At 71.1% G+C, this 23446-nt stretch carries 25 protein-coding genes; 11 read left to right on the top strand and 14 right to left on the bottom strand.

What is annotated here, in order from left to right; genetic code table 11:
* Window positions 1-212: 212 nt before the first annotated feature.
* Entirely contained in the window at window positions 213-455 is a 243-nt protein-coding gene (locus tag AC3RJ6_RS03450) for a hypothetical protein (RefSeq protein ID WP_491425473.1), read from the top strand.
* A 181-nt stretch (window positions 456-636) separates the two neighbouring features.
* On the opposite strand, the gene AC3RJ6_RS03445 is transcribed toward AC3RJ6_RS03450, so the two are convergent.
* The 3 genes from AC3RJ6_RS03445 to AC3RJ6_RS03435 form a co-directional block, all read right to left on the bottom strand.
* On the bottom strand, window positions 637-1938 hold the full coding sequence (locus AC3RJ6_RS03445) for an AMP-binding enzyme (protein ID WP_491425472.1): 1302 nt from the start codon (window positions 1936-1938) through the stop codon (window positions 637-639).
* 25 nt (window positions 1939-1963) lie between these two features.
* Entirely contained in the window at window positions 1964-2902 is a 939-nt protein-coding gene (locus tag AC3RJ6_RS03440) for a 1,4-dihydroxy-2-naphthoyl-CoA synthase (protein ID WP_491425471.1), read from the bottom strand.
* Window positions 2903-2977: 75 nt separating this feature from the next.
* The gene (locus AC3RJ6_RS03435) at window positions 2978-3184 is read right to left on the bottom strand and encodes a hypothetical protein (RefSeq protein WP_491425470.1); all 207 of its coding nucleotides are present in this window, start codon (window positions 3182-3184) and stop codon (window positions 2978-2980) included.
* A gap of 47 nt (window positions 3185-3231) precedes the next feature.
* Between AC3RJ6_RS03435 and AC3RJ6_RS03430 the strand changes: the two genes are divergently transcribed.
* Window positions 3232-4248 carry an o-succinylbenzoate synthase gene (locus tag AC3RJ6_RS03430; RefSeq protein WP_491425469.1) on the top strand — a complete coding sequence of 339 codons (1017 nt, stop codon included), beginning with the start codon at window positions 3232-3234 and terminating at the stop codon, window positions 4246-4248.
* Between the two features lie 149 nt (window positions 4249-4397).
* Window positions 4398-5324, top strand: coding sequence for a cell wall-binding repeat-containing protein (locus tag AC3RJ6_RS03425; RefSeq protein ID WP_491425468.1), 927 nt, complete (start codon window positions 4398-4400; stop codon window positions 5322-5324).
* A gap of 123 nt (window positions 5325-5447) precedes the next feature.
* On the opposite strand, the gene AC3RJ6_RS03420 is transcribed toward AC3RJ6_RS03425, so the two are convergent.
* Complete coding sequence (locus AC3RJ6_RS03420; RefSeq protein WP_491425467.1) at window positions 5448-5810, bottom strand: MerR family transcriptional regulator; 363 nt, start codon at window positions 5808-5810, stop codon at window positions 5448-5450.
* 59 nt (window positions 5811-5869) lie between these two features.
* Here AC3RJ6_RS03420 and AC3RJ6_RS03415 point away from each other — a divergent pair, with 59 nt between their 5' ends.
* Entirely contained in the window at window positions 5870-7072 is a 1203-nt protein-coding gene (locus AC3RJ6_RS03415; protein ID WP_491425466.1) for an MFS transporter, read from the top strand.
* Between the two features lie 293 nt (window positions 7073-7365).
* On the top strand, window positions 7366-7590 hold the full coding sequence (locus AC3RJ6_RS03410; RefSeq protein WP_491425465.1) for a hypothetical protein: 225 nt from the start codon (window positions 7366-7368) through the stop codon (window positions 7588-7590).
* A 418-nt stretch (window positions 7591-8008) separates the two neighbouring features.
* On the opposite strand, the gene AC3RJ6_RS03405 is transcribed toward AC3RJ6_RS03410, so the two are convergent.
* From AC3RJ6_RS03405 to AC3RJ6_RS03360, 10 genes are all read right to left on the bottom strand, one after another.
* The gene (locus tag AC3RJ6_RS03405) at window positions 8009-8233 is read right to left on the bottom strand and encodes a hypothetical protein (protein ID WP_491425464.1); all 225 of its coding nucleotides are present in this window, start codon (window positions 8231-8233) and stop codon (window positions 8009-8011) included.
* 116 nt (window positions 8234-8349) lie between these two features.
* Window positions 8350-10932: an ATP-binding protein gene (locus AC3RJ6_RS03400; RefSeq protein ID WP_491425463.1), complete on the bottom strand. Its 2583-nt coding sequence runs from the start codon at window positions 10930-10932 to the stop codon at window positions 8350-8352.
* A gap of 241 nt (window positions 10933-11173) precedes the next feature.
* Window positions 11174-12253 carry a c-type cytochrome biogenesis protein CcsB gene (gene ccsB, locus AC3RJ6_RS03395; RefSeq protein ID WP_491426219.1) on the bottom strand — a complete coding sequence of 360 codons (1080 nt, stop codon included), beginning with the start codon at window positions 12251-12253 and terminating at the stop codon, window positions 11174-11176.
* A 162-nt stretch (window positions 12254-12415) separates the two neighbouring features.
* On the bottom strand, window positions 12416-14182 hold the full coding sequence (gene resB / locus AC3RJ6_RS03390) for a cytochrome c biogenesis protein ResB (protein ID WP_491425462.1): 1767 nt from the start codon (window positions 14180-14182) through the stop codon (window positions 12416-12418).
* The gene (locus AC3RJ6_RS03385; protein ID WP_491426218.1) at window positions 14160-14891 is read right to left on the bottom strand and encodes a cytochrome c biogenesis CcdA family protein; all 732 of its coding nucleotides are present in this window, start codon (window positions 14889-14891) and stop codon (window positions 14160-14162) included. Before AC3RJ6_RS03385 ends, resB begins: the two co-directional genes overlap by 23 nt.
* A gap of 22 nt (window positions 14892-14913) precedes the next feature.
* Window positions 14914-15561: a TlpA family protein disulfide reductase gene (locus AC3RJ6_RS03380; protein ID WP_491425461.1), complete on the bottom strand. Its 648-nt coding sequence runs from the start codon at window positions 15559-15561 to the stop codon at window positions 14914-14916.
* Window positions 15561-16226 (bottom strand): histidine phosphatase family protein, encoded by a 666-nt coding sequence (locus AC3RJ6_RS03375; RefSeq protein WP_491425460.1) that lies wholly within the window; start codon window positions 16224-16226, stop codon window positions 15561-15563. The genes AC3RJ6_RS03380 and AC3RJ6_RS03375 overlap by 1 nt, the downstream gene beginning before the upstream one ends.
* A gap of 130 nt (window positions 16227-16356) precedes the next feature.
* Window positions 16357-17307, bottom strand: a complete 951-nt coding sequence (locus AC3RJ6_RS03370; RefSeq protein WP_491425459.1) for a Dyp-type peroxidase — start codon at window positions 17305-17307, stop codon at window positions 16357-16359.
* Window positions 17308-17401: 94 nt separating this feature from the next.
* Window positions 17402-17782 (bottom strand): hypothetical protein, encoded by a 381-nt coding sequence (locus AC3RJ6_RS03365; protein WP_491425458.1) that lies wholly within the window; start codon window positions 17780-17782, stop codon window positions 17402-17404.
* A gap of 35 nt (window positions 17783-17817) precedes the next feature.
* Entirely contained in the window at window positions 17818-18126 is a 309-nt protein-coding gene (locus tag AC3RJ6_RS03360) for a hypothetical protein (protein WP_491425457.1), read from the bottom strand.
* Window positions 18127-18320: 194 nt separating this feature from the next.
* Between AC3RJ6_RS03360 and aspS the strand changes: the two genes are divergently transcribed.
* The 6 genes from aspS (at window position 18321) to AC3RJ6_RS03330 (ending at window position 23427) form a co-directional block, all read left to right on the top strand.
* Entirely contained in the window at window positions 18321-19670 is a 1350-nt protein-coding gene (aspS, locus tag AC3RJ6_RS03355) for an aspartate--tRNA(Asn) ligase (RefSeq protein ID WP_491425456.1), read from the top strand.
* Window positions 19671-19753: 83 nt separating this feature from the next.
* Entirely contained in the window at window positions 19754-20086 is a 333-nt protein-coding gene (locus tag AC3RJ6_RS03350; RefSeq protein WP_491425455.1) for a hypothetical protein, read from the top strand.
* Window positions 20086-21369 carry a hypothetical protein gene (locus AC3RJ6_RS03345; protein ID WP_491425454.1) on the top strand — a complete coding sequence of 428 codons (1284 nt, stop codon included), beginning with the start codon at window positions 20086-20088 and terminating at the stop codon, window positions 21367-21369. Before AC3RJ6_RS03350 ends, AC3RJ6_RS03345 begins: the two co-directional genes overlap by 1 nt.
* On the top strand, window positions 21366-22256 hold the full coding sequence (locus AC3RJ6_RS03340) for a hypothetical protein (RefSeq protein ID WP_491425453.1): 891 nt from the start codon (window positions 21366-21368) through the stop codon (window positions 22254-22256). The genes AC3RJ6_RS03345 and AC3RJ6_RS03340 overlap by 4 nt, the downstream gene beginning before the upstream one ends.
* On the top strand, window positions 22253-22831 hold the full coding sequence (locus tag AC3RJ6_RS03335; protein WP_491425452.1) for a hypothetical protein: 579 nt from the start codon (window positions 22253-22255) through the stop codon (window positions 22829-22831). Before AC3RJ6_RS03340 ends, AC3RJ6_RS03335 begins: the two co-directional genes overlap by 4 nt.
* On the top strand, window positions 22828-23427 hold the full coding sequence (locus AC3RJ6_RS03330) for a hypothetical protein (RefSeq protein WP_491425451.1): 600 nt from the start codon (window positions 22828-22830) through the stop codon (window positions 23425-23427). The genes AC3RJ6_RS03335 and AC3RJ6_RS03330 overlap by 4 nt, the downstream gene beginning before the upstream one ends.
* Window positions 23428-23446: the final 19 nt, after the last annotated feature.

The following is a 23446-nucleotide window of genomic DNA, read 5'->3' as shown; positions in this document are numbered from 1 at the left end:
GACTCTGCTCCACCACCGCTTCTCTCGAGGGTTCCCCCGACCCGACGAGCGAGACGAGGCCGAGCGGTCGAGAGGCCGAGAGAGATCTCTCGGCAGAAGTCCTCTGCAACTCTGCTCCACCACCGCATCCTCGAACGGATACTCCCGCCCCCTTGAGGACGCGGTGGTGGGGCGGACCCCTTGATCATCCGTCGCCAGCACGAGGAGCACACATGCCGGACATCTCGATCAAGGTCGATTCCGACACCCACCGAGCGTTGAACGACCTCGCCTACCTCCTCGACATGACGAAGAAGGCGGTCGTCGCCGACGCGATCGCGGACTTCACCGCCGCGTACGGAGCGGTCGTGAAGGCGCCACGCAAGGTGACCTTCGACGAACTTCCACTCATGGATCGGTTCGCGCTGCGCAAGCCCGCGCTCGAGTGGGCCATCGCCCACTCGTCGCCGCTGTGATCACCATCGCCGGTTGAGGAGCGCCCGACGCAGGAGGACGCGTCTCGAAACCCCGACCGCCGGTTGAGGAGCGCCCGACGCAGGAGGACGCGTCTCGAAACCCCGACCGCCGGTTGAGTAGCGCCGACGAAGTCGACGCGTATCGAAACCCCGCAGCAGCGGCCTCGCCACGCGCTCCGCGCTACTCGACCGACCTCGCCGCGAGGACCGCGAGCGCCCGGCGGTCGGGCTTGCCCGACGCGAGCAGCGGCCACGGGTCGGCCACCACGAGCCGTACGGGCCGGGCCGCGGGGCTGAGGCCCGCCGCATCCGTGGCCTGTCGGAGCCGGCCGAGCGCGAACTCGTCATCGCCGACGGGCGCACCCACCACGACGGCCGCGCGCTCGCCCCACTCGGCGTCGGGCACCGCGACCACGACCGCGTCGGCGAATCCCTCGAGTCGGCGCACCGCGCGCTCGACCTCGCCGAGCACGACCTTCACCCCGCCCGAGATCATCACGTCGTCGGCGCGGCCGCGCACCCGGAGGCGTCCGGTCTCGGCGTCGAGCTCGCCGAGATCGCCCGTGCGATACCAGCGCATGCCACGGTCGACGACGAAGGCCGCGGCGGTGCGCTCGGGGTCGTCGAGGTATCCGTCGGCGAGGCTCGACCCCGCGAGCTCGATCGCCCCCTCGACGAACCGGATGCGGGTGTCGCCGATCGGCTCTCCGTCGTAGACGCAGCCCCCCGCGGTCTCGCTCGAGCCGTACGTGCGCACGATGCGCGCGCCGAGCGCATCGGCGCGGGCGGCGACCTCGGCGCCGAGCGCCTGGCCGCCGACGAGGATCGCGTCGAACGACCGCAGCGCCGCCGCGATGAACGCGTCGCGCTCGGCGGCCTCGACGACCCGGGCGAGCTGCACCGGTACGAGCGAGGTGTAGTGCGGCACGTTCGGCAGCATACGGGCAGATGTCTCGGCGAATGCCGCCGGGCGGAACCCGCCACCCGCTCCCCCGGGGCCGGCTCCGCCGGAGCCTTCGCCGTCGGGGCCGGCTCCGCCGCCGAGCACGACCGTCTCGGTGCCGGCGAGGATGCCGCGGACGAGCACCTGCGCTCCGGCGATGTAGTGACCGGGAAGCGCGAGCAGCCACTGGCCGGGTCCGCCGAGCGCGTCGTGCGTGGCGTGCGCGCTCGCCTCGAGCGCGTCGGCCGAGAGCGCGACCCGCTTCGGCCGGTCGGTCGACCCGCTCGTCTCCACGACGAGCGCGACCCCGTCGCCGACCTCGTCGGGAAGCTCGCCGCGCTCCGGGGGTGCAATCCCGACACCGGCACGGCGTGTCGCGGCCGCATCCGTCGGAAGAGCACCCCCGGAAGTGTGCGCGCCTGCGGCGGGCACGGCGGGCACGGCGGGCGCGGCGGGGACGGGCCAGACGGCGGGGCCCCCGGCGAGGGCCTCGGCGAGCGCACGCGTCAGCGCCGAGGCATCCCCGGCCGAAACCTGCACGAGCGGTTTCATGTAACCGGCCGAGCTAGAAGTGCCACGGGTAGGGTCCCCAGTCGGGGTCGCGCTTCTCGAGGAACGAGTCGCGGCCCTCGACCGCCTCGTCGGTGCCGTAGGCGAGGCGGGTGGCCTCTCCGGCGAAGACCTGCTGGCCGACCATGCCGTCGTCGACCGCGTTGAACGCGAACTTCAGCATGCGGATCGCGGTCGGCGACTTCGTGAGGATCGTGCGGGCCATCGCGATCGCCTCGCGCTCGAGCTCGGCGTGCGGCACGACGCGGTTGACCGCGCCCATCTCGTAGGCGCGGTCGGCCGAGTACTCCTCGGCGAGGAAGAAGACCTCGCGCGCGAACTTCTGCCCGATCTGGCGGGCGAAGTACGCCGAACCGTAGCCCGCGTCGAACGAGCCGACGTCGGCGTCGGTCTGCTTGAAGCGCCCGTGCTCGCGCGAGGCGATCGTGAGGTCGCAGACCACGTGCAGCGAGTGACCGCCGCCCGCGGCCCAGCCGGGCACGACCGCGATGACGACCTTCGGCATGAAGCGGATGAGCCGCTGCACCTCGAGGATGTGCAGGCGGCCGACCGCCGCGTGCCCGTGCGGGTCGGCCGTGCCGCCCGCGCCGTCGACGATCGCGGTCTCGGCGTCGGAGTACTTGTACCCGTCGCGCCCGCGGATGCGCTGGTCGCCGCCCGAGCAGAACGCCCAGCCGCCGTCCTTCGGGCTCGGGCCGTTGCCGGTCAGCAGCACGACGCCGATGCGCGGGTTCGTGCGCGCGTCTTCGAGGGCGCGGTAGAGCTCGTCGACCGTGTGCGGGCGGAACGCGTTGCGCACCTCGGGCCGGTCGAACGCGATGCGGGCGATGCGGCCGTCGAGCGAGTGGTGGTAGGTGATGTCGGTGAATGCGACCCCGACCGGCGCCTCGGCCCACTCGCTCGGGTCGAACAGTTCGGAGACCTCGGCACTCATGCCGTCCAGCCTATTCGGGCGGGGCCGCCGCGCATCGCGGATCGCGCTCGGAGCCGTGCGGTCCGTCGCGCTCGCTCAGACCCCGGCGCCCGCGTTCGCGAGCATGCCGGTGACGAGGGCGTACGCCGCGGTGCCGACGGTGAGGACTCCCCACGTGAGCGGGATCGCCGCCGCGATCACGACGAGGATGCCGCCGATGCCGATCGCGATGTTGCGCCCCGTCGACTCGGGACGCACCTCGGTCGTCTCGAGCCCGATCTCCGCGATGCCGTCGCCACTCATGCCGACCACCCTATTCGCGCTGCTCCGCCGGATGCCAGACTTGGCCCATGCCGACCGCCGCAAGCCCCGCCCCGGACGAGCTCCCCGCACTCGACGACCTGCTCGCCACCGCCCGGGTCGTGGCGCTGCCGCTCGTGACCCGGTTCCGCGGCATCGACGTGCGCGAGGCGATGCTCTTCGAGGGTCCCGCGGGCTGGACCGAGTTCAGCCCCTTCGCCGAGTACGGCGACGACGAGGCATCCGCCTGGCTGGCCGCCGCGATCGATTTCGGCTGGAACGCGCCGCCGCCCGCCCTGCGCGACCGCATCCCGGTGAATGCGACCGTGCCGGCCGTCGACCCCGACAGCGTGCCCGCGGTGCTCGCCCGCTTTCCGGGATGCCGCACCGCGAAGGTGAAGGTCGCCGGATCCGACCAGACGCTCGCGCAGGACGTCGCCCGCGTGCGCGCCGTGCGCGACGCGCTCGGCGCCGAGGGGCGCGTGCGCGTCGACGCGAACGGCGGTTGGAACGTCGACGAGGCCGAGCACGCGATCCACGCGCTCGCGCCGTTCGACCTCGAGTACGTCGAACAGCCGTGCGCCACGGTCGACGAGCTCGCCGAGATCCGCCGACGCACGAAGTACATGGACATCCCGATCGCGGCCGACGAGAGCGTGCGCCGCGCCGACGACCCGCTCGCGGTCGCCGAGGCCGGCGCGGCCGACCTGCTCGTGATCAAGGCGCAGCCCCTCGGCGGCATCCGCCGCGCGCTCGGCATCGTCGCCGAGGCGGGCCTGCCGGTCGTCGTGTCGAGCGCGCTCGACACGAGCGTCGGCCTCGCGATGGGCGCGCACCTTGCCGCGTCGGTGCCGTCGCTCGAGTTCGATTGCGGGCTCGGCACGGCGTCGCTCCTGGCGGCGGATGTCACGGGGTCGCCGCTCGTGCCCGAGGGCGGGTCGATCGCGGTGGCGCGGGTCGTGCCCGACCCGGTGCTGCTCGATCGCTACGCCGCCTCCGAAGAGCGGGTCGACTGGTGGCTCGAACGCGTCGGCCGGTGCCACGAGGTGCTGCGCGACGCGCGGTGACCCCCGAATACGGGCATAACCTGCACCGTCGGTTAGGTTGGCCGGGTTGCCGATTTCCGACACGAAAGCCATCGATGACTTCCAGAAGACGACGTTTCTCCCTACTGTTCGCCGCCGCTGCGACGGTCGCCGCCCTTGCCGGCACGGTCATGGGTCCCACTGCTCCCGCCACCGCCGCCTGGGCGCCCCAGGTCGAGCGGATCGCCGGCGCCGACCGGTACCAGACGGCCCTCGCGATCTCGAAGAAGTTCCCCGACACCGCGTCGCGCGTGTTCATCGCCACGGGCACGGCGTTCCCCGACGCGCTGAGCGTCTCGGCGACTGCAGCGGCGCTCAAGAGCCCGCTGCTGCTCGTGCAGCCCAACGCGATCCCCGCCGGCGTCGCCAACGAGATCAGGCGCATCGGCCCGAACGAGATCGTCATCGCCGGCGGAACGGGTGCTGTCAGCAAGAACGTCGAGAGCCAGCTCGCGAAGCTCGGCAAGGTGGTTCGCCTGTCGGGTGCCGATCGCTACGCGACGAGCCTCGCGGTTGCGAACTACGGCCCCTGGGACAACACCTTCGTGGCGACCGGACGGGACTTCCCCGACGCGCTCGCCGCCGCCCCGGTCGCCGGAATGGACTTCTCGCCGGTCGTCCTCGTCGACGGCAAGGCGTCGTCGATCCCGAACGCGGTGAAGGCCGCGATCGCCGAGTACGAGCCGAGCTCCGCCATCGTCATGGGCGGCACGAGCGTCGTGTCGTCGGGCATCTACAAGCAGCTCGATTCGCTGCACCCGCAGAACATGTTCCGATTCGCGGGCGACGACCGCTACGACACCGCCGTCAAGCTCAACGCCGTGGTCTACGCGGACGACTACGACGTGGCCTACCTCGCCGTGGGCAGCGGCTACGCCGACGCCCTCGCGGGCGGCGCACTCGCCGCGAACAAGGGCCCGCTCTTCCTCGTGCGGAGCAACTGCGTTCCCGGCCCCGTGCTCGACTCGCTCAACAAGGCCCAGCCCGCGAAGATCGTGCTGCTCGGCGGCAAGGGCGTGCTGACCGACGGCGTGGCGAAGCTCAAGCGCTGCGCCTGAGCATCGGGCTCACCCGGTTGTCCGAGGGGTCGCGGCGGATTCGCCGCGACCCCTCGTCGCGTTGCCGGAATCTCTCCGGCGCGACGACCGCTGCAGCGCCCGCTCACACCGCCCGAAGTGCGCTCAACCCGTGATCGTGGCCCGCTCGAGGTACGCGGTGATGGCGTCGCGGTTCTTCGAGAGGCATCCGATGCGCTGTTCGAGCTGGGCGCGACGCTCGGCGAGCGACTCGGCCAGCGCTCGCTGGATGACCGGCGTCTCGGGGTCGGTGACGCTCGCGAGGCACGGGATCATGTCGAGGATGACCGCGGTCGGGATGCCCGCGTCGATGAGGTCGCGCACCTGGCCGACCCGTTCGACCACGCCGTCGGCGTAGTCGCGGTACCCGTTGCTCTCGCGGCTCGACGAGATGAGCCCCTGGGCCTCGTAGTAGCGCAGCAGCCGGGTCGACACCCCGGTCTGCGCAGCCAGTTCGCCGATGCGCACGGCACCTCCTCGAGATCGACTTGACCTTAACACTAGTGTCAAGGTTCGACACTGGCGCCATGGCATCTCCGATCACCGCTTCAACGCCCGCCGTCGCGGCGCCGCCGCGCGCCCGACTCCCCTACAACGGCCTGCTCGCGCTGGCCTCGATCGTGTTCGTCGGCGTCGTGACCGAGATCATGCCGGCCGGGCTCCTGCCGCAGATGAGCGCCGACCTCGGGGTCACCGAGGCGCAGATCGGCTGGCTCGTCGCCGCGTACGCCGTCACGACCGCGGTGACCGCGATCCCCCTGACCGCGCTCACCCGGGCGGTGCCGCGCAAGCGGCTGCTGCTCTCGCTCGTCGTCGGGTTCGCCCTCGTCAGCGGCGTGACCGCGATCGCGGGCGACTACACGACCATCCTCGTCGCCCGCACCGTCGGCGGCATGCTCGCCGGCCTGCTCTGGGCGATCGCCGCCGGCTACGCGATGCGCATGGTCGAGCCCGAGCACTCGGGCCGCGCGCTGTCGATCGCGATGGTCGGCACCCCGCTCGCGTTCGCCTTCGGGCTGCCGATCGCGACGACCCTCGGCGCCGCGCTCGGCTGGCGCGCCGCGTTCGCCGTGCTCGCAGGTCTCGCGCTCGTGCTCGCCGTGTGGGCGGCGGTCGCGCTGCCCGCCTTCCCCGGTGAGCGGGCCGGTTCGCGCCCCGGACTCCGCACCGTGCTGCGCCTGCCCGGACTCGTCGCCGTGCTCGCGACGACCGCAGCCTTCGTGCTCGCGCACAACGTCGCGTACACCTACATCGCCCCGCTGACGGTGCCGTCGGGCCTCGATGCGCGTCTCGACGTCGTGCTGCTCGTATTCGGCGTGTTCGCGGTCGCGGGCGTGCTCGTGTCGGGGGCCCTGGTCGACCGGCACCTCCGCACCATGGTGCTCGTCGCCGCGGCCGCGCTCGGCGCGGCGATGATCGTGACCGGATGCCTCGCCGCCGAGCCGGTCGCGGTGTACGCCGCGGTCGCGCTGTGGGGCGTCGCCTACGGCGGTGCGCCGACCCTGCTGCAGTCGGCCCCGGCGCGCATCGCGGGCAGCGCCGCCGACGTCGCCCAGTCGATGGTCGTCGCGACCTGGAACGGGTCCATCGCCGTCGGCGCGTTCATCGGCGGGATCGTGCTCGAGGCGGCCGGCGTCGCCGCGCTGCCGTGGGTCGCGCTCGCACTCGTCGTCGTGGCGGGCGTCATCGCCGCGACCTCGCGCGCCGCCTTCGCGCCGCTCCGTCACTGAGTCGCACTGCGACTCAGTGACGGAGGAGCGGCGGAAGCGACCGGACGCGCGCTCGATACGGCGCTTCGCGCCGAGGTTCGATGCGGCGCTGCACGCCTACTCGACCCACCGCTCGACCGAGGGGCTCGGCGGACGGCTCGCGTCAACCCCCAGCACTGGGTGCAGCATCCGGGTCGGCCGCCGTCGGCTTTCAGGGTGGACACGGATCCCCGGCGCCGCCCGACCCGCGACGGTGGAGATCGTGCGTGCGCACCGCGCTCCGCACGAACCGATTTCCACCCGAAGGAGACCAGATGTTCACGAAGACCATGACCACGATCGGTGCCGGTGTCGCGCTCGCAGCCGCGGGCGTGCTCGCGAGCGGCACCGCCGCCTTCGCGCACGAATGCTTCAACCCGAACCGTTCGGCGCAGGGCAATGCGGGCGCCTCGAACTCGCAGGCGTGGCTGACCGTCCACGTCGAGGAGCTGACGATGGGCCTGCCCGAGGCCGACGCCGAGTGCGTGCTCGCGCCGTGACGGCGAGCCCTCCCACCAGCGCTGAGGCGAACCACCTGCGAGCGAGCGCGCGTTGCGTCATCCTTGACTCCCGATTCCCGGCACGACCGCGTGCCGACCACTGTGCCCACGGCACTGCTCGCGAAGGTAGCAGCGTTGCGCGAGTTAATGCAAGCGTTTGCAATCGGGATGCCTCGTCGCGACGTGATCCATTGATATTGCGGCGCCGCCATCGTGCAAGCGCTGCCACGTTTCGCTGGTTGAGGAGCGCGCGACGAAGGAGCACGCGTCTCGAAACCATGGTGGGCCGGTCTCTGAAGGCGGCTCACCGGGTTTCGAGACGCGTCGCCGCCTCGCGTCGGCGCTCCTCGACCAGCGCGTGAGGTTTCGAGACGCGTCGCCACTGGCGCGTCGGCGCTCCTCGACCAGCGGATGGGCGTCAGAGCAGCCGGGCGTACGCACCGTTGCGGATCTGCTCGTCGCGCAGCCGGCGCGCCTCCTGCCGCAGTTCATGACGGCGAGCGAGCTCGTCGCGGTCGACGACGTGGCCGACCCCGCGGCTGCGTCCGGCTCCGACGGCGGCGAAGGCACGCGCGATCCATTCGCGCAGTGACCGGGCCGGGCGGACCGCCGTCGATGCGGATGCGGCGAGTGCGGTGTTCATGGTGATCCCCTGTCGTTCACGTTCCCGCCTCTGCGGGCCGTGATTCCATCCCACCGCCGGGCGCTCATCGGCGAATCGGCGAGCACTACCGAGATCACCGAGGTGCGCTACCGAGATCAGCCCGAGAGCAGCTGCCGCTCCTCGGCGATGCGCACGGCGTCCTGGCGCGAGGAGACCCCGAGCTTCGTGAGCACGGCGGCGACATGGCTGTCGACCGTGCGCACCGAGACGACGAGGCGGTCGGCGATCTCGGCGTTCGTGAGCCCGTCGGCGAGCAGTCGCAGCACGTCGAGCTGGCGCCCCGTGAGTCCGTCGGGATTGCTGCGGGTGAGACTCGACGGGCCGCGCGGAATGCCGCGGACGCCACGGTCGCGGAGATCGGCGCGCACCCGCCGGGCGAGCGGCGCGGCGCCGATGCGGTCGAGGATCGCGAGCGCATCGACGAGGTCGGCCGGGTCGCGGCTCTCGGCGAGCGCGGCCGCCTCGTGATACGGCGCTCCGGCCGCGCGCCACCACTCGGCGGCGCGACGCCACTCGCCGCGCGCCTGCACGGCGAACGGGTGCGGGTCGTCGTCGGCGACCTCGATGTCGTCGCCCGCGCGTCGCAGCAGGTCGCCGAGCTCGGCTCGCAGCGCCCTCGCCTCGCGGCGATCGGCCTCGTCGAACTCGGGCCGCACGATCGCCTGCGCCGTGCCGGGATCGCCGCCGAGCAGTGCGGCCTCGCCCCTCGCGGCCGCCACGGGGCCGCGCCGCTGGAGCTCCCCCAGCTCGGCGGCGAGACGGTGCGCCTCCTCGAGGATCTCGTCGGCGCCGTCGTCACCGCGGCGGAGCCGAACGGTGCCGGCAACCGTGAGCGCGACGCATCGGGCGTGCGGCATGTCGGGCGGAGGCTCGACGAGCGCGAGCGCGTCGTCCCATTGCGCCCGCGCGAGGGCGAGCCGCGCCTGCTCCATGCGCTGGTACGTCGCGAACCCGATGAACTCCGACCGTTCCGTCAGCGCGAGCGCCCGTGAGAGGTGCCGTTCGGCCTCGTCGAGCCGGTACTCGTCGAGCAGGGCCCACACGAGATTGACGAACGCTCGCGCCGCATCCTCGATGTCGTCGATGCCGAGCGCCGCATCGGCGGCCTCGAGCAGCTCGCCGATGCCCTCGTCGTCGCCGAGGAAGAGCAGCCCGGTGCCGTGGTTGTTGAGGGCGTGCGACAGCACCCTGCGGTCGCCCGACTCGCGGGCGAGGGTGATCGCCCGGCCGGCGAGTTCGAGCGCGCGGTGGGTGTCGTGCGCGAGCAGCGCGAGCTGGGCCTCGTTGCTGAGCGCCATCGCGTACAGACTCTCGTCGCCGGCCGTGGCGAGCACCGCCGACGCCTCGCGCGCGGCAGCCTCGGCGTCGCTCCGCAGCCCGTCGAACCAGTCGAAGCGCGAGAGCCACCGCAGGCTCGCGCCGAGCGCGCGCGCATCGCCGAGCTCGCGACGCAGCGCGATCGCGCGGGTCTGCGCGGCGACCGCCGCGTCGGCCGCGCCGACCGTGTACGACTCGATCGCGCACTCCTCGTACAGCTCGACGAGCTCGTCCGCTGCGTAGCGGCCGGCGTGTGCCAGGGCCGCCCGGTAGTGCTCGACCGCCTGCCGATGGGCACCCGAGGTCGCGGCGTCGCGCGCCGCGCGAGGCGCCCATTCGACGATCGCGTCGACGTCGCCCGAGGCCGCGGCGTGGTGCATGAGCCGCGCCGGGTCGGCGCTGCCCGAGTCGAGCAGCGCCGTGAGGACGACGCGTTCGAGCTCGATGCGTCGTGAGGCGGGAAGCGCGTCGACGACCGCCCGGCGCGTCAGCTCGTGGTGGAATCGCACGCCGTCGGGACGCACCTCGAGCAGCCCGCCCTCCTCGGCCGCGCGCAGCGCACCGGCCGCACCGGGAACGAGAGATGCCAGCAGCGCCGGGTCCACGGCCGAGGGCACGACGGCGAGCTGCTCGACGTGCTCCTGGGTCGCAGCATCGAGCCGTCGCAGGCGCCCGGTGATCGCGTCGACGACGGTCGGCGGCACCCCCGCCTCGTCGGCCGACGCGACGACCTCGCTCACGAAGTACGGATTGCCCGCCGTCGTCGCGAACACGCGACCCGCGTCGAGCCCGCTGCCGGCGATGAGCGCATCCACGGCCGCCGGGCTGAGCCGGTTCGGGGCGAGCCGGTCGACCCGATCGCCGTGGCCGAGGTCGCCGAGCAGCCGCCCGAGCGGGTGGTCGCGGTCGAGCTCGTCGCGATAGGTGATGACGAGCGCGACGGGCAGGTCGTCGATGCGCCGCGCGAGGAAGCGCAGGGCGTCGAGCGTCGCCTCATCGGCCCAGTGCGCGTCTTCGACGATGAGCACCGTGCCCGAGGCATCCGAGAGCTCGTCACGAAGCGCCGCGAACACCTCTTCGCGGTCACCGGCCCGCAGCGCTTCGCCCAGCCGCGGCCCGACGTCGGCCGCGAGGTCGCGCAGCGGCCCGAGCGGACGCGGGGTCGACATCGCGTCGCACGCACCGAGCAGCACCCGCACCCCGGCGGGCGGATCGGCCCGCAACGCGTTCACGAGGCTCGACTTGCCGATGCCCGCCTCGCCGTGCAGCAGCACCACCCGGCCGCGCCCCATCGACGCGTCGCTCGCGGCGACGCGCAGCTCGTCGAGCTCACGGTCGCGCTCGAGCAGGCTCCTGCCCATGCAGCGATCGTGCTCTCGGTCGCCCCGCACCGCAACCGTGCCCGCCCTGAGGCGTCAGCGCGCGAGTCGCCAGGAAGTGCTGCTCATGCGTCCTCGAGCGACCGTTTCTGGCGACTCACGTCACCCCCGCACTCGCGGCCCCGCCGCGACTCGCCAGAAAGTGCTGCTCCGCGCGAGACGAGCAGCACTTTTCGGCGACTCGCCGGCGGGAAGGCCGTGGGCAGCGCGAGCGGGTGGCCCCTCAGCCGCCGACGGGCAGCCCCGAGTACGCGTGCAGGCCCTTGAAGAAGAGGTTGACCACGGTGAAGTTGAAGAGCACCGTCGAGAAGCCGATGATCGCGAGCCAGGCCGAGCGCGAGCCGCGCCAGCCGCGCGTCGCCCGCGCGTGGATGTACCCGGCGTAGACCACCCAGATGATGAAGGTCCACACCTCCTTGGTGTCCCAGCCCCAGTAGCGGCCCCAGGCGCGCTCGGCCCAGATCGCGCCGGCCATCAGGGTGAAGGTCCACAGGATGAAGCCGATGATCGTCACCCGGTAGGCGAGGGTCTCGAGGGTGACCGAGTCGGGCAGCGTCGCGAGGAAGCTCTTCTTCACCGACTGCGCGCTCGCGGCGAGCGATTCGCGCCGCGACTGCATGAGCTGCACGACCGAGAGCGCGAAGCTCAGCGCGAAGAACCCGACCGACGTCGTCGCGACGAACACGTGGATCACGAGCCACGCCGACTGCAGCGCCGGCGGCAGCGGCACGATCGACACGTAGAAGTTCACGGTCGCGACGCCGAGCAGGATGAGCACGAGACCCGTGACGAACGTGCCGAGGAACCGCAGGTCGTGCTTCGCGAACAGCAGCACCACGAGGTAGACCGTCGTGATGACGAGCGTGCCGGTGAGCGCGAACTCGTACATGTTGGCCCACGGCACGCGCTCGGCGGCGACGCCGCGCAGCACGTCGGCCGTGAGGTGCAGCAGCCAGGCGACGACCGTCATCGCGACGGCGACCCGCAGCGCGGGCGAGCGCCCGTACTCGACGGTCGCGCCGTCGTCGAGGGCGCTCTTCCACCGCGAGCGGCGACCGCCGGCGGTACCGGCATCGGTCGAACCGGATGCCGCGGCAGCAGCCGAAGCCTCCGTCGACGCCTTCGCGGCGGGAGCCGCCTGCAGCACCCCGACGCGCTCGCGCACCTCGCCGGCTGCGGTGCCGGCGTCAGCGGTGCTCTCAGCCGAGGCATCCAGCGCCGCATCGGCAGCGGCGGAGGCCGCGGCACCGCGCTTCGCGAGGTCGATCGCATAGGCGATGAACGCGATCGCGTACACGGCCATCGCCGAGTAGACGCAGAGGACCGAGATTTCGTCGAGGGTGGGCACGTGACTACCTTACGTCGTGGCGAGTCGGAGGAGTGGGTTGAGGAGCGACGGAGGAGCGTCTCGAAACCCCCGGTCGGGCGGGTTTCGAGACGGCGCTGGCGCGCCTCCTCAACCCGCTCACTTGGCGTCGACCTCGTCGGGCACGGGCCCGGCGAGCCGGTCGGCGAACGCCGCGACCGCCTGCTCGAGGTTCGGGTCCTCGCCGCGGGCGAGCCCGGCGAACTCGAGCACGCGCGTGCCGTCGCGGCGCGTGGCGACCTTCACCCACATGCGGCGGCGCGGCACGAAGAGCGAGAGCAGCAGTCCGCCGAGGATGAGGATCGCGAAGACCAGCACCCAACCCTGCGTCGGGTCGTGGTGGATGTCGAACGACGCGAACCGCTTGACCGCCGTGTCGAACGCGCGGTCGTCGGTCGGCACGGCGTCGGTGCGGTCGGGCGCGACCTCGACCGCCGGAGCGGCCCCGTCGCTGTCGTCGACGAACTCGACCGTGCCGCGCCCGCCGGGCAGCTCGGTGACCTGGCCTGGCATGAGCTCGATCGAGGCGACGTCGGTGTTGCGGCCGTTGAGCTGCGTCATCTCCGACGGGTCGAGCGTGTAGACCGAGGTCGGCTTGCCCGCGTCGATGCCGAGGTCGCCCTCGTAGACCGTGAGCGAGAGCACCGGGTAGACGAGGTCGGGGTACGTCGAGGCCGACGCGCCGTTGTCCATCGTCTCCTGCGTCGGGTAGAACAGGCCGATCATGCCGAGCTGCTCGTCGAGCCCGTCGGTCACCTTGACGACGCCGATCGAGAACAGGTTCGCGTCCTGCGGCAGGAACGGCACGGCGTCGTCGAAGACCACCTCGCCCGACGGGTCGCGCACGACGATGTGCGGCGCGTAGCCGTTGCCGAGCAGGTACACGTCGGTGCCGTGCGTGCGCAGCGGATCGTTGACCTTGACCGTGCCCTCCTCGGCCGAGCCCGAGTCGTCGGTCACGGTGACGTGGGCGGTGAAGTCGATCGGCTGGCCGAGCGCGTCCTGGTTCTGGGTCTCGTAGACGGCGTCGAGCTCGCCGAGCTCGAGCTTGTACGGGTCGAGCTCGGCGTCGCTGAAGAACCGGCCCGGGTTGAACGAGTCGAACGCCGCGAGCGTGTTGACGAACGACTGCCCCTCGACGACGACGCGCTGGCCCGCGAAGCCGAACCCGCCGCCGACGCCGACCGCCAGCAGCACGCCGAGCATCGCCGTGTGGAACACGAGGTTGCCGGTCTCGCGCAGGTACCCGCGTTCGGCCGACACGCTCGGGTCGCCCCGCAGCTCGTAGGGTTCGACCCGGTATCCCTGCTGCTTGAGCAGCTTGGATGCCTCGGCCACCGCGGTCGCGGCATCCACACCCTCGGGCAATGCCCGCTCGGTGTAGCCCGCAAGGCGGTTCAGCCGGGCCGGGGTGCGCGGCGGCCGGGCGCGGAGCGCCTCGAAGTGGTGCTTCGTGCGCGGGATGATGCAGCCGATGAGCGACACGAACAGCAGCAGGTACACGGCCGAGAACCAGGCCGACGTGTAGACGTCGAACATCTGGAGCTTGTCGAGCACCGGCGCGAGGTCGGGGTTGTCGGTGAAGTACTGGGTGACGCCGTTCGGGTCGCTCGAGCGCTGCGGCACGAGCGATCCGGGCACCGCGGCGATCGCGAGGAGCAGCAGCAGCAGGATCGCCGTGCGCATGCTCGTGAGCTGGCGCCAGCCGAAGCGCAGCCAGCCGACGACGCCGAGCTTCGGCTGCGCGACGCCGTCGCCGGGGCCGCCCGGCCCGGATGCGTCGGGCCCGGGCTCGGGCGAGTCGTAGTGATCGGCGGGGCGCAGCGGGTCGACGCCGTGGGTGTTAGAGGACGAGGTCGATGCCACTCATCACTCCCTGCAGGTCGCTCATCCAGGCGGTCCAGAGGCCCGACACCATGATCAGTCCGATCACGATGAGCAGGCCGCCGCCGATGAGGTTGATGGTGCGGATGTGCCGGCGCAGGAACGCCAGCGACCCCGTCATCCAGCCGAAGCCGAACGCGACGAGGAGGAAGGGGATGCCGAGGCCGATGCAGTACGCGAGGCCGAGCACGACCCCGCGGCCCACCGACTCGCTGTTGAGACTCAGCGTGAGCACCGCGGCGAGCGCGGGGCCGATGCACGGGGTCCAGCCGAGGCCGAACACGACGCCGAGCAGCGGCGCCCCGGCGAGCCCGGTCGCCGGACGCCAGCTCGGCTTGAACTGGCGCTGCATGAACGTGAACTGGCCGACGAAGACGAGGCCCATGCCGATGAGCACGACACCGAGCACCCGCGTGATCGGGTCCTGCCACGCGCGCAGCCACGCGCCCGCGGCACCCGCGAGCGCCGCGTAGATGATGAACACGACCGTGAAGCCGGCGATGAAGAGCAGCACGCCCAGCAGCAGACGACGGCGATTGCGACGTTCGGTCGCGGCGTCGGCCGAGGCATCCGTGAACCCGCCGATGTAGCCGAGGTACCCAGGCACCAGCGGGAGCACGCACGGGGAGAGGAACGAGATGATGCCGGCCGCGAGGGCGATCGGCACCGCGATCAGGAGCTGGCCGCTCATGACGAGCTCGCCGGGAGACACGTCAGTTCTCCTCGAGCAGGCTGTCGACGAGCCCGCGGAGGATCGATGCGTCCTCGAGCTGGCCGAGCACGCGGGCGGCGACGCGCCCCTGCTTGTCGAGCACGAGCGTCGTCGGCACCGCGGCCGGCGGCACGTCGCCCGCGAAGGCCAGCTGCACGTCGCCCTCGTTCACGTCGAGGATCGACGGGAAATCCACGCCGTACTTCTTCTCGAAGGCGGTGGCGTTCGCGGCGCTGTCGCGCACGTTGACGCCGACGAACGAGACACCCTCTTCGCCTTCGCCGTAGTGCTCGTAGACCTCTTCGAGGATGGGCGCCTCGACCCGGCACGGGGCGCAGCCCGCGTACCAGAAGTTCACGACCGTCACGTCGCCCGCGGTGTCGGCCGAGTCGAACTCGCCGCCGTCGGCCGTTTCGCCCGAGAAGGAGACGGGCTCGCCGCGCGAGCTCTCGTCGAACTCCGAGATGCTGCCGTCACCGGCGATGTAGTTCTTGCCGCTGCCCTCGCGGAACTGGTCGGCGAGCGGATCGCTCGTGCACCCCGTCAGCAGCAGCGCCGTCGCCGCGGCGAGCGCGACGACCCCGACCGTCGGTCGAGTAGCGCCGCGCGCAGCGCGACGCGTATCGAGACCACGTGCACGAACACGCATCACACCGCACCCACATCCGTCGCCTGCGCGGCGAGTCCCGCCGCGGGATCCGTGTATCCGACCTCGACGAAGCGGCGCCCGGCGGCCGAGCCGGCCGCGCCCTGCATCTCGAGGGTCGTGATGCTCGACAGTGCGCAGCGTCGTCGCCGCGGGTCGTGCGAGAGTCGTTCGTCGGCGAGGTGGCGGTGCACCATCCAGATCGGCAGCTGGTGGCTGACGATGACGACGTCTCCGCCGTCGACTCCGGCCCAGGCATCCTCGATCGCCGCCATCATGCGGGACGCGATCGACCGGAACGGCTCGCCCCAGCTCGGCTCCCACGGGTTGACCAGCAGGCCCCAATTGCGCATGTCGCGGAGCGCGCCGCCCGGACCGCGCATGCGCTTGCCCTCGAAGCGGTTCTCGGGCTCGATCACGCGTTCGTCGAGCGTCGGCTCGAGGCCGAACGCGGCCGCGATCGGCTCACCCGACTGCTGCGTGCGCTGGAGCGGCGACGTGATGAGCGACGTCACGGGCCGCCCGCGCGCGACGAGGTCGTCGGCGGCGGCCTTCGCCATCAGGCGGCCGAGGTCGCTGAGCCCGTAACCGGGAAGACGGCCGTAGAGCACGCCCTGCGGGTTGAACACCTCGCCATGGCGCACGAGATGGATCTGCTCGGCCGGCACGGGGTCCAGTCTAGAGAGCCGCATCCTTTGAATCCGCCGAGTATCCGGGGGTGCTCGGCGCGGGTTGAGGAGCGAGCGCAGCGAGCATCTCGAAACCCGCGTCGGTCGGTCGAGTAGCGCCCGACTCCCCTCAGTCCGCGAGCTCCTCGAGCAGCTGCAGCGACGGCACGAAGAACGTCGCGCCGGTCACGGCGGTCGAGACATCGAGGATCCGGTCGTGGAACCCCGGCGGGTCTCCAAGGAACATGCGCTGCAGCATCCGCTCGATCACCCACAAGCGGCGGGTGTACCCGATGAAGTACGTGCCGTACTCGCCGGCCGCGGGGCTGCCGAAGGGCATGTTGTCGCGCAGGATCTCGAGCTCGTTGCCGTCGTCGTCGGTGATCGTCGCGAGCGTCTTGTGGGCGCGCTGCGGCTCGGTGTCGTCGAGCTCGACGTCGTCGGTCTTGCGGCGGCCCATGACGGCCTCCTGCTGCTCGGTCGTCATCGCGTTCCACGTGGCGAGGTCGTGCAGGTACTTCTGCACGACGACGTAGCTGCCGCCGGCGAACGCCTCGTCCTCGTCACCGATGAGCGTCGCGTCCGCCATACCGCGCCCCGTCGGGTTCGCGGTGCCGTCGACGAAGCCGAGCAGGTCGCGCGCGTCGAAGTAGCGGAAACCGTTGACCTCGTCGACGACCTCGATCGAATCGCCGAGCTGCTCGAACAGCAGCCGTTCGAACTCGAAGCAGAAGTCGGGGCGCTCGGCGCGGATGTGGAACAGCAGGTCGCCCGGGGTCGACGGCGCCGTGTGCTTCGGGCCGTCGATGGCGACGAAGGGATGCAGCTCAGCGGGCCGGTCGCTGCGGCCGAGCCGATCCCAGGCGGCGGATCCGATGCCGACGATGCACGACAGGTTCGCCCCGAGGTCGCGGAACCCGACCGACTTCACGAGGTCGTCGATGCCCGCGACGACCTCGAGGGCGGTCTTGAGCTGCTCGGGCGTCGGGCCGATCGTCACGGTGAGGAAGACAGCCGACCGCGACAGCGGCGCGTCGACCTGCTGCGCGTCGAACGGGACCCGGCGACCTGCTGCGTCCATCGTGTGCTCCCCTCGCGTGGGCCGTGTCTCTTCGGCCACCCTAGGGCTGAACCAGCGACGGCCGATACCGACGGAGGACCCTGTCAACACGTTCTCAACCTTCCGCGCGACGGTGGAACATGACTGCCGTGTCCTCGTCAGGTTGGTACCTCAGGCAAACCTCGAAGCCGCACGTTACCGGATCGAACTCGATCCTGTCCGCGCCCGTCAGATCGATGCGCACAGTGCCCGGCGCATACGACCACTCCCCTGGTACATCAGTTTCTTGGAGGGGCGTTCCGTCGGGCAACGGATCGCGAGCGAAATTCGTGAGTGCTGCCGTTCGATCGGTCTCGAGTCTCAGTTCGCCTCCCGTGTCGCCTGCTTCCCAGACTCCAACGAGTTCATCAACGCTCTGCACATCTGCTGGGCGGGTAGTGCCGAACGTCACGGTCAACACGATCGGGACGCCGATCACGATCACCGACAACGTCACCCAGAGCCAGTGCGCCTGACTTCGGCGCGAGCGCCTCACAGGTTCTGCGTCCACGTGAGCGGGTTGTCGCGAAGCGTCGGGTTGCGCTGGGCGAGGCCGATGAAGCCGACGGTTCCGAGCAGGACGGGTGCCGGGAGAGTGAGCACCCAGAACGAGCCGAGCGTCAGCGTGCCTGCGATGCCTTCCGCGATGAGCCACACGATGATCGGCGCGTACATCACCAGCGCCGTGATGCTGGCAACGATCATGAACAGCCGAGCGCGGCGGGCACGCAGTGGGGCGTACTCGTCCACCTCGATGCCGCTCGCCCGCTTCTTGCGGCGACGCTGTCCGCTCGAACCCACTTCATCCGCATCTCTTCGAGCCCCATCCCACCTGCAGGATGAGCTGACCACCATGCTCGCATGCCGGGGTCGTGGACGGCTCATCCTGTAAGTCGTACGATCGACAGCTGGTTTCGAGACGCGTGCTCCTCCGTCGCTCGCTCCTCAACCAGCGGATCAGAGAGGATCGCCCTGCTCAAGTAGACTTTCCCGCTGTGAACAACCGCACCCTCGTCAAGAACCTCGCCGCGCTGCCCGACGGCCCCGTCACCGTGTCCGGATGGGTCGAGACGGTTCGCGATCAGAAGAAGGTGCAGTTCGTCATCCTGCGCGACGAGACCGGCGCCGTGCAGCTCGTCAACCCGGCCACGCGCGAGCTCGATGAGAGCCAGCAGGGCGACGCCGAGGCATCCGCCCGCCTGGAGACCACCGAGGCGATCTCGGCCCTCGCGCACGGCTCGTTCATCACCGTGACCGGCGACCTCAAGCACGACGAGCGCGTCAAGCTCGGCGGCATCGAGGTGAAGATCGCGACGCTCGACGTCGTCGCCGCCGCGAACCCCGAGACGCCCATCGCGGCCGACTCGAGCCTCGACAAGCGCATGGACTGGCGCTTCCTCGACCTGCGACACCCGAAGCAGAACCTCATCTTCCGCATCCAGACGACGTTCCTGCACGCGCTGCGCGGCGTCTGGGTCGAGAAGGGTCTCATCGAGATCCAGACCCCGAAGCTCATGGCGTCGGCGTCCGAGTCGCGCGCCGAGCTGTTCGAGGTCGACTACTTCGAGGGCAAGGCGTACCTCGCGCAGAGCCCCCAGTTCTTCAAGCAGATGGCCCAGGCCGCCGGCTTCGGCGGCGTGTTCGAGGTCGGCCCCGCGTTCCGCGCCGACCCCTCGTTCACGAGCCGTCACGCGACCGAGTTCACGTCGATCGACACCGAGATCAGCTGGATCGACTCGCACGAGGACGTCATGGCCCTCCACGAGGAGCTCATGGTCGCCGGCTTCCAGGCCGTCGTCGACAAGCACGGCGCCGAGATCAAGGAGCTCTTCGACCTCGAGATCCAGGTGCCGAGCCGCCCGTTCCCGCGCATCCCGCTCGCCGAGGCGAAGCAGATCGTCGCCGACCGCGGCTACGTCATCCCCCGCGCCGACGACGACATGGACCCCGAGGGCGAGCGCCAGATCTCGGCGTACGTCAAGGAGACCTACGGGCACGACTTCGTATTCCTCACCGACTACGCGTCGAGCATCCGGCCGTTCTACCACATGCGCCACGAGGGCGACCCGAGCCTCACCAACTCGTACGACCTCATCTACAACGGCGTCGAGATCTCGACGGGCGCGCAGCGCGAGCACCGCATCGACGTGCTCATCGCGCAGGCGCTCGACAAGGGCATGGACCCGGAGGAGCTCGAGTTCTACCTCGACTTCTTCCGCTACGGCGTGCCGCCGCACGGCGGGTTCGGCATGGGCCTCGCGCGCGTGCTGATGCTCATGCTCGACGAGCACTCGATCCGCGAGACGACCTACCTCTTCCGCGGGCCGACGCGCCTGCTCCCCTGACGACGTCCGACGGATGGGGAGTCCTCCCCGTTTCGCACCCGCGAAGCGGTGGCTAACCTCGAATCCGAACGAGAGGTGCTGCCATGGTGGATGTGATGCTCGACCTCGAGCGACTGCGAACGACGAAAGCCGGTCTCAAGGCGTCGATCGACGAGTTCACCAAGGCGGGTGACATCAACAACGCGCTCGAGGAGGCCGTCGACAAGCCCGACGACCGCAACTCGCTGCGCGACAAGGTCGGCGACTTCGAGTCGGCCTGGGACGGCAAGCGCGAGGGCCTGACCGAGAACCTGCAGGGCATCCTCGACCAGCTGACGTCGATCATCGACGGCTGGGACAAGTGGGACACCGACACCGCCGCCGACCTGTCGGGCGGCACCGAGACCATCTCGGCGACCACGACGACGGTGAACTGATGCGCTCCCCCAACGGCGACCACGAACTCCGTCGGCTCAAGGGCCACCCCGGCGACATCCACGAACGCGGCGCCGCCTGGGTGCGGCTCGGCGCGCAGATGGAGGCGACCGCCGCCGAGCTCACCGCCATCGGCGACTCCGACGTGCACAAGAGCAAGGGCACCGACAAGCTCGCCGAGCTCGCGACCGACACCGCCGACGACCTCTCGAAGGCCGCGGTGCGCTACACCGAGACCGGCAAGGTGCTGAAGACCTACGCGGCCAAGCTCGAGACCGCGCAGAACTGGATCCACCCGCGCATCGACGACATCGAGCGCGCCGAGAACGACTACCAGAACGCGCTCGAGGCCCGCGAAGACGCACAGGACAAGGTCGACGACTACAAGCGCACCTGGGCGTGGGAGAGCGAGCCGACCGACGCGCAGAAGCAGTCGGCCGGCGACGACCTCGCCGACGCGAAGTCGGCCGTGACGACCGCAGAAGCGACCCGCGACGACCTCTGGCAGCAATTCGACCAGGTCTTCGAGACCTGGTCCGACGCGTACGACGACGCGGTCGGGGGCATCCAGAAGGCGATGGACACCGCCGACAACAACGACGGCTTCTGGGAGTTCGTCGACGACCTGCTCGAGGTCGTCGCGATCGTGCTGCTCGTGCTCAGCGTCATCGCGCTCATCATCGGCGCCCCGCTCACCGGCCTGCTCGGCCTCATCATCCTGGGGCTCACGATCCTCTCGCTCGGGCTCACCCTGCTGAAATTCGCCTTCGGCCGGGCGACGCTGAGCGATGTCGCCTGGGCGGCGGTCGGCCTGCTGCCGTTCGGCATCGGCAAGGTGCTCTCGCGCGGCGCGCCCGTGCTGTCGACGGTCATGAGCGGCGGCCGCGGGGTCGTGACGGCTGCGATCCGCTCGGGCCTGCCCCGCCTCAGCCTCATGCGGCCGACGACCTGGCTCACGCCGCTGCGGTCGCTCGTCGCACCGCTCACGTCGCGCCTCGCGCTCGCGCGCCCGAGCATGTTCGTCAACCCGTTCCGCTCGATCGCGATGGGCGGACCCGAGGCCGTGCAGATCCAGAACTTCCTCCGCACGATGGGCAACTCGCGCTGGGCGGGCAACCCGTCGGTCCAGCAGTTCATCGCGAACACCGCCGGCGCACTGCCCGGCCGGTTCGAGCGGCTGCTCAACGTCGGCCTGTGGGGCGGCTTCACGACGGGCGACGTGCTCGGCGTGCTCGACCTGCAGCCCGAGATCCCCCTCCTCAAGGATGTGAAACTCAGCTGGTGACCCGAATGCCGACCGCCTCCGCCCCGAGCACCGCCCACCGGCGACTGCTCTGGGCGTTCTCCGCGTGCCAGCTGGTGAGCGTCGCACTGCTGCTCGTCGTGCTCGTCGCCTCGCTGCTGTTCTCGGGCGCGCAGGTGCTGCCCGACGGGCAGCCCCGCTACGACGCGGCGATCCCGTTCCCGGTGTTCGAGGTGCCCGCCTGGCTCAGCATCGTGCTCGCCCTCGCGGCCCTCGTGCTCGTCGTACCCCTCGTGGTCACGACGACGCTGTCGGAGGGGGCCGGTCTCATCCAGGCGACCGCGTACTCCGTGGGTGCGGCGGTCGCCGACTTCTACTTCGCCTTCGCCTTCCCGACGGCGACCGGGCCCGGACTGCACTGGATCGGCGCCGCCGCCGCGGCGCTCTGCGTCGTCATCCTCCTCGTGCGCGCGGTGCCGCTGGCACTGCGATTCGACCGGCTGCGCGCCGCCGGGCTCGCGACCGAGGTCTGGATCCCGATGCGCGAGAACGAGCCGGCGCCGTTCGAGATCACGGTGCCGGCCGGATGGGTGCGCAGCGCACCGACCTCCGGCGACCGCGACGCCTGGCAGTACGCCCCCGCCGTGCAATCGGCCGCGAACGGACTCCCGACGATGCGGCTGACCGCTGCGCCGGGCCGCTCGGGCCGCGGCCGGACCTTCGCCGACGAGTTCGCCCCGCAGACCGCCGACGCCGCCGCCAACGACGCCGCCGCCGCGAGTCTCACCACGGGCGCCGTATTCACCGCACCCGACGACACCCGGCGAGGCATCCGCCTCACCGCGACGATCACCGGCGGCGACCGGGCCGCGCGCGAAGCGTGCCTCGAGCTCGCCCGGCAGATGATGGACAGCTTCCGATGGACATGACCGAGATTCCCGCACCGACCGGATTCCACATCCTGATGCCGCCGGGCTGGATGCGCTTCATGATCGACGACGAGGGCAAGCGGGCGCTCATCTCCCGCATGTCGGAGCGCATGCGAGCGCTCGGCCGCCCCGATCTCGACGCGCAGGCGCGCACGCTCGTCGAGCAGCAGTGGCGCCGTCTGCTCAAGATCAAGGCGTCGGCCGTCTACCTGCCCGGTGAGCGTGAAGACGAGGGCATGACGCCCATGTCGATCGCGCTCAAGCAGTACGTTGCGCCGGCGAACTCCGACTTCGCCGGAGCGATGCGTTCGCTCGCGGGCCGCCCCGTCGATGAGCTCACCGCGCCGTGGGGCCCGATCTACCGCTGGGAGTCGACCGACGTCGGAACGGGCGAACTCGCGGAGGTGCGGTCGCGTCGCATCGGATACGGCTTCCCGCTGCCCGGCGAGAACCCGCGCCGGGGGCTGCTCTTCTTCACGAGCATCCCGACGCTGACCGACAGCGACCCGACCATCGTCGAAGCGCTCATCGAGCTCTCCGACTCGATCATGGAGACCTTCCGGTGGCGCGCATGACCGAGCGAACGATGATCGAGTACACGATCGACCTCGACCACCGCACGTGGATGCCGGTACCCGTCGAATTCCCCTGGAACGGCTACGCCGACGACGAGCACTGGGCGGCCGACCTCGCCGCATCGCTGCTCGACGGCTTCGATGCCGACGACGAGGTCGTCGACGCACTGCGCCGCACGGCCCTCACCCGGTATCGCACGGCGAGCCCGCTGCCCGGCGCCGTCGAACGGTTCTGGCACTTCCCCGAGTTCGGCGGCGAGGAGCACGTCGCGCACCTCTACCTCGCGGAGATCCCCGCCGACGGCGACTCCCCGCAGGGCTCCGACGCGGCGCTGCGTTCGTACGCGACCGCCGGCGTCGGCGGGTACGTGCAGGTGCTCGACCGGGTCGACGGCACCGAGTTCGACGCCGCCGCGCACGCGGTCGTGATCGGCGCGACGGGCGAGACCCCGCTCTTCGTCGACCGCTGCATCGGCATCGCGGGCGGTTACGTCTTCATCCTCGACGTGCTCGACGAGAACGCCTATGTGATCGAGGGCCTGCAGGCGCCCCTGATGGCCCTGTTCCGCTCGATCCGCCTCCGCGCCGCCGCCTGACCCCGCGCCGGGCCCGCCG

Source organism: Agromyces cucurbitae (assembly GCF_058349945.1).
This window is presented reverse-complemented; position numbering and strand designations above follow the sequence as displayed.

Coding starts and splice junctions, on each gene's coding strand:
- AC3RJ6_RS03450 (WP_491425473.1), top strand. CDS start 213: ATGCCGGACATCTCGATCAAGGTCGATTCCGACACCCACCGAGCGTTG.
- AC3RJ6_RS03440 (WP_491425471.1), bottom strand. CDS start 2,902: ATGAGTGCCGAGGTCTCCGAACTGTTCGACCCGAGCGAGTGGGCCGAG.
- AC3RJ6_RS03435 (WP_491425470.1), bottom strand. CDS start 3,184: ATGAGTGGCGACGGCATCGCGGAGATCGGGCTCGAGACGACCGAGGTG.
- AC3RJ6_RS03430 (WP_491425469.1), top strand. CDS start 3,232: ATGCCGACCGCCGCAAGCCCCGCCCCGGACGAGCTCCCCGCACTCGAC.
- AC3RJ6_RS03425 (WP_491425468.1), top strand. CDS start 4,398: ATGGGTCCCACTGCTCCCGCCACCGCCGCCTGGGCGCCCCAGGTCGAG.
- AC3RJ6_RS03415 (WP_491425466.1), top strand. CDS start 5,870: ATGGCATCTCCGATCACCGCTTCAACGCCCGCCGTCGCGGCGCCGCCG.
- AC3RJ6_RS03410 (WP_491425465.1), top strand. CDS start 7,366: ATGTTCACGAAGACCATGACCACGATCGGTGCCGGTGTCGCGCTCGCA.
- AC3RJ6_RS03405 (WP_491425464.1), bottom strand. CDS start 8,233: ATGAACACCGCACTCGCCGCATCCGCATCGACGGCGGTCCGCCCGGCC.
- AC3RJ6_RS03400 (WP_491425463.1), bottom strand. CDS start 10,932: ATGGGCAGGAGCCTGCTCGAGCGCGACCGTGAGCTCGACGAGCTGCGC.
- ccsB (WP_491426219.1), bottom strand. CDS start 12,253: ATGGCCGTGTACGCGATCGCGTTCATCGCCTATGCGATCGACCTCGCG.
- AC3RJ6_RS03385 (WP_491426218.1), bottom strand. CDS start 14,891: ATGAGCGGCCAGCTCCTGATCGCGGTGCCGATCGCCCTCGCGGCCGGC.
- AC3RJ6_RS03380 (WP_491425461.1), bottom strand. CDS start 15,561: ATGCGTGTTCGTGCACGTGGTCTCGATACGCGTCGCGCTGCGCGCGGC.
- AC3RJ6_RS03370 (WP_491425459.1), bottom strand. CDS start 17,307: ATGGACGCAGCAGGTCGCCGGGTCCCGTTCGACGCGCAGCAGGTCGAC.
- AC3RJ6_RS03350 (WP_491425455.1), top strand. CDS start 19,754: ATGGTGGATGTGATGCTCGACCTCGAGCGACTGCGAACGACGAAAGCC.
- AC3RJ6_RS03345 (WP_491425454.1), top strand. CDS start 20,086: ATGCGCTCCCCCAACGGCGACCACGAACTCCGTCGGCTCAAGGGCCAC.
- AC3RJ6_RS03335 (WP_491425452.1), top strand. CDS start 22,253: ATGACCGAGATTCCCGCACCGACCGGATTCCACATCCTGATGCCGCCG.
- AC3RJ6_RS03330 (WP_491425451.1), top strand. CDS start 22,828: ATGACCGAGCGAACGATGATCGAGTACACGATCGACCTCGACCACCGC.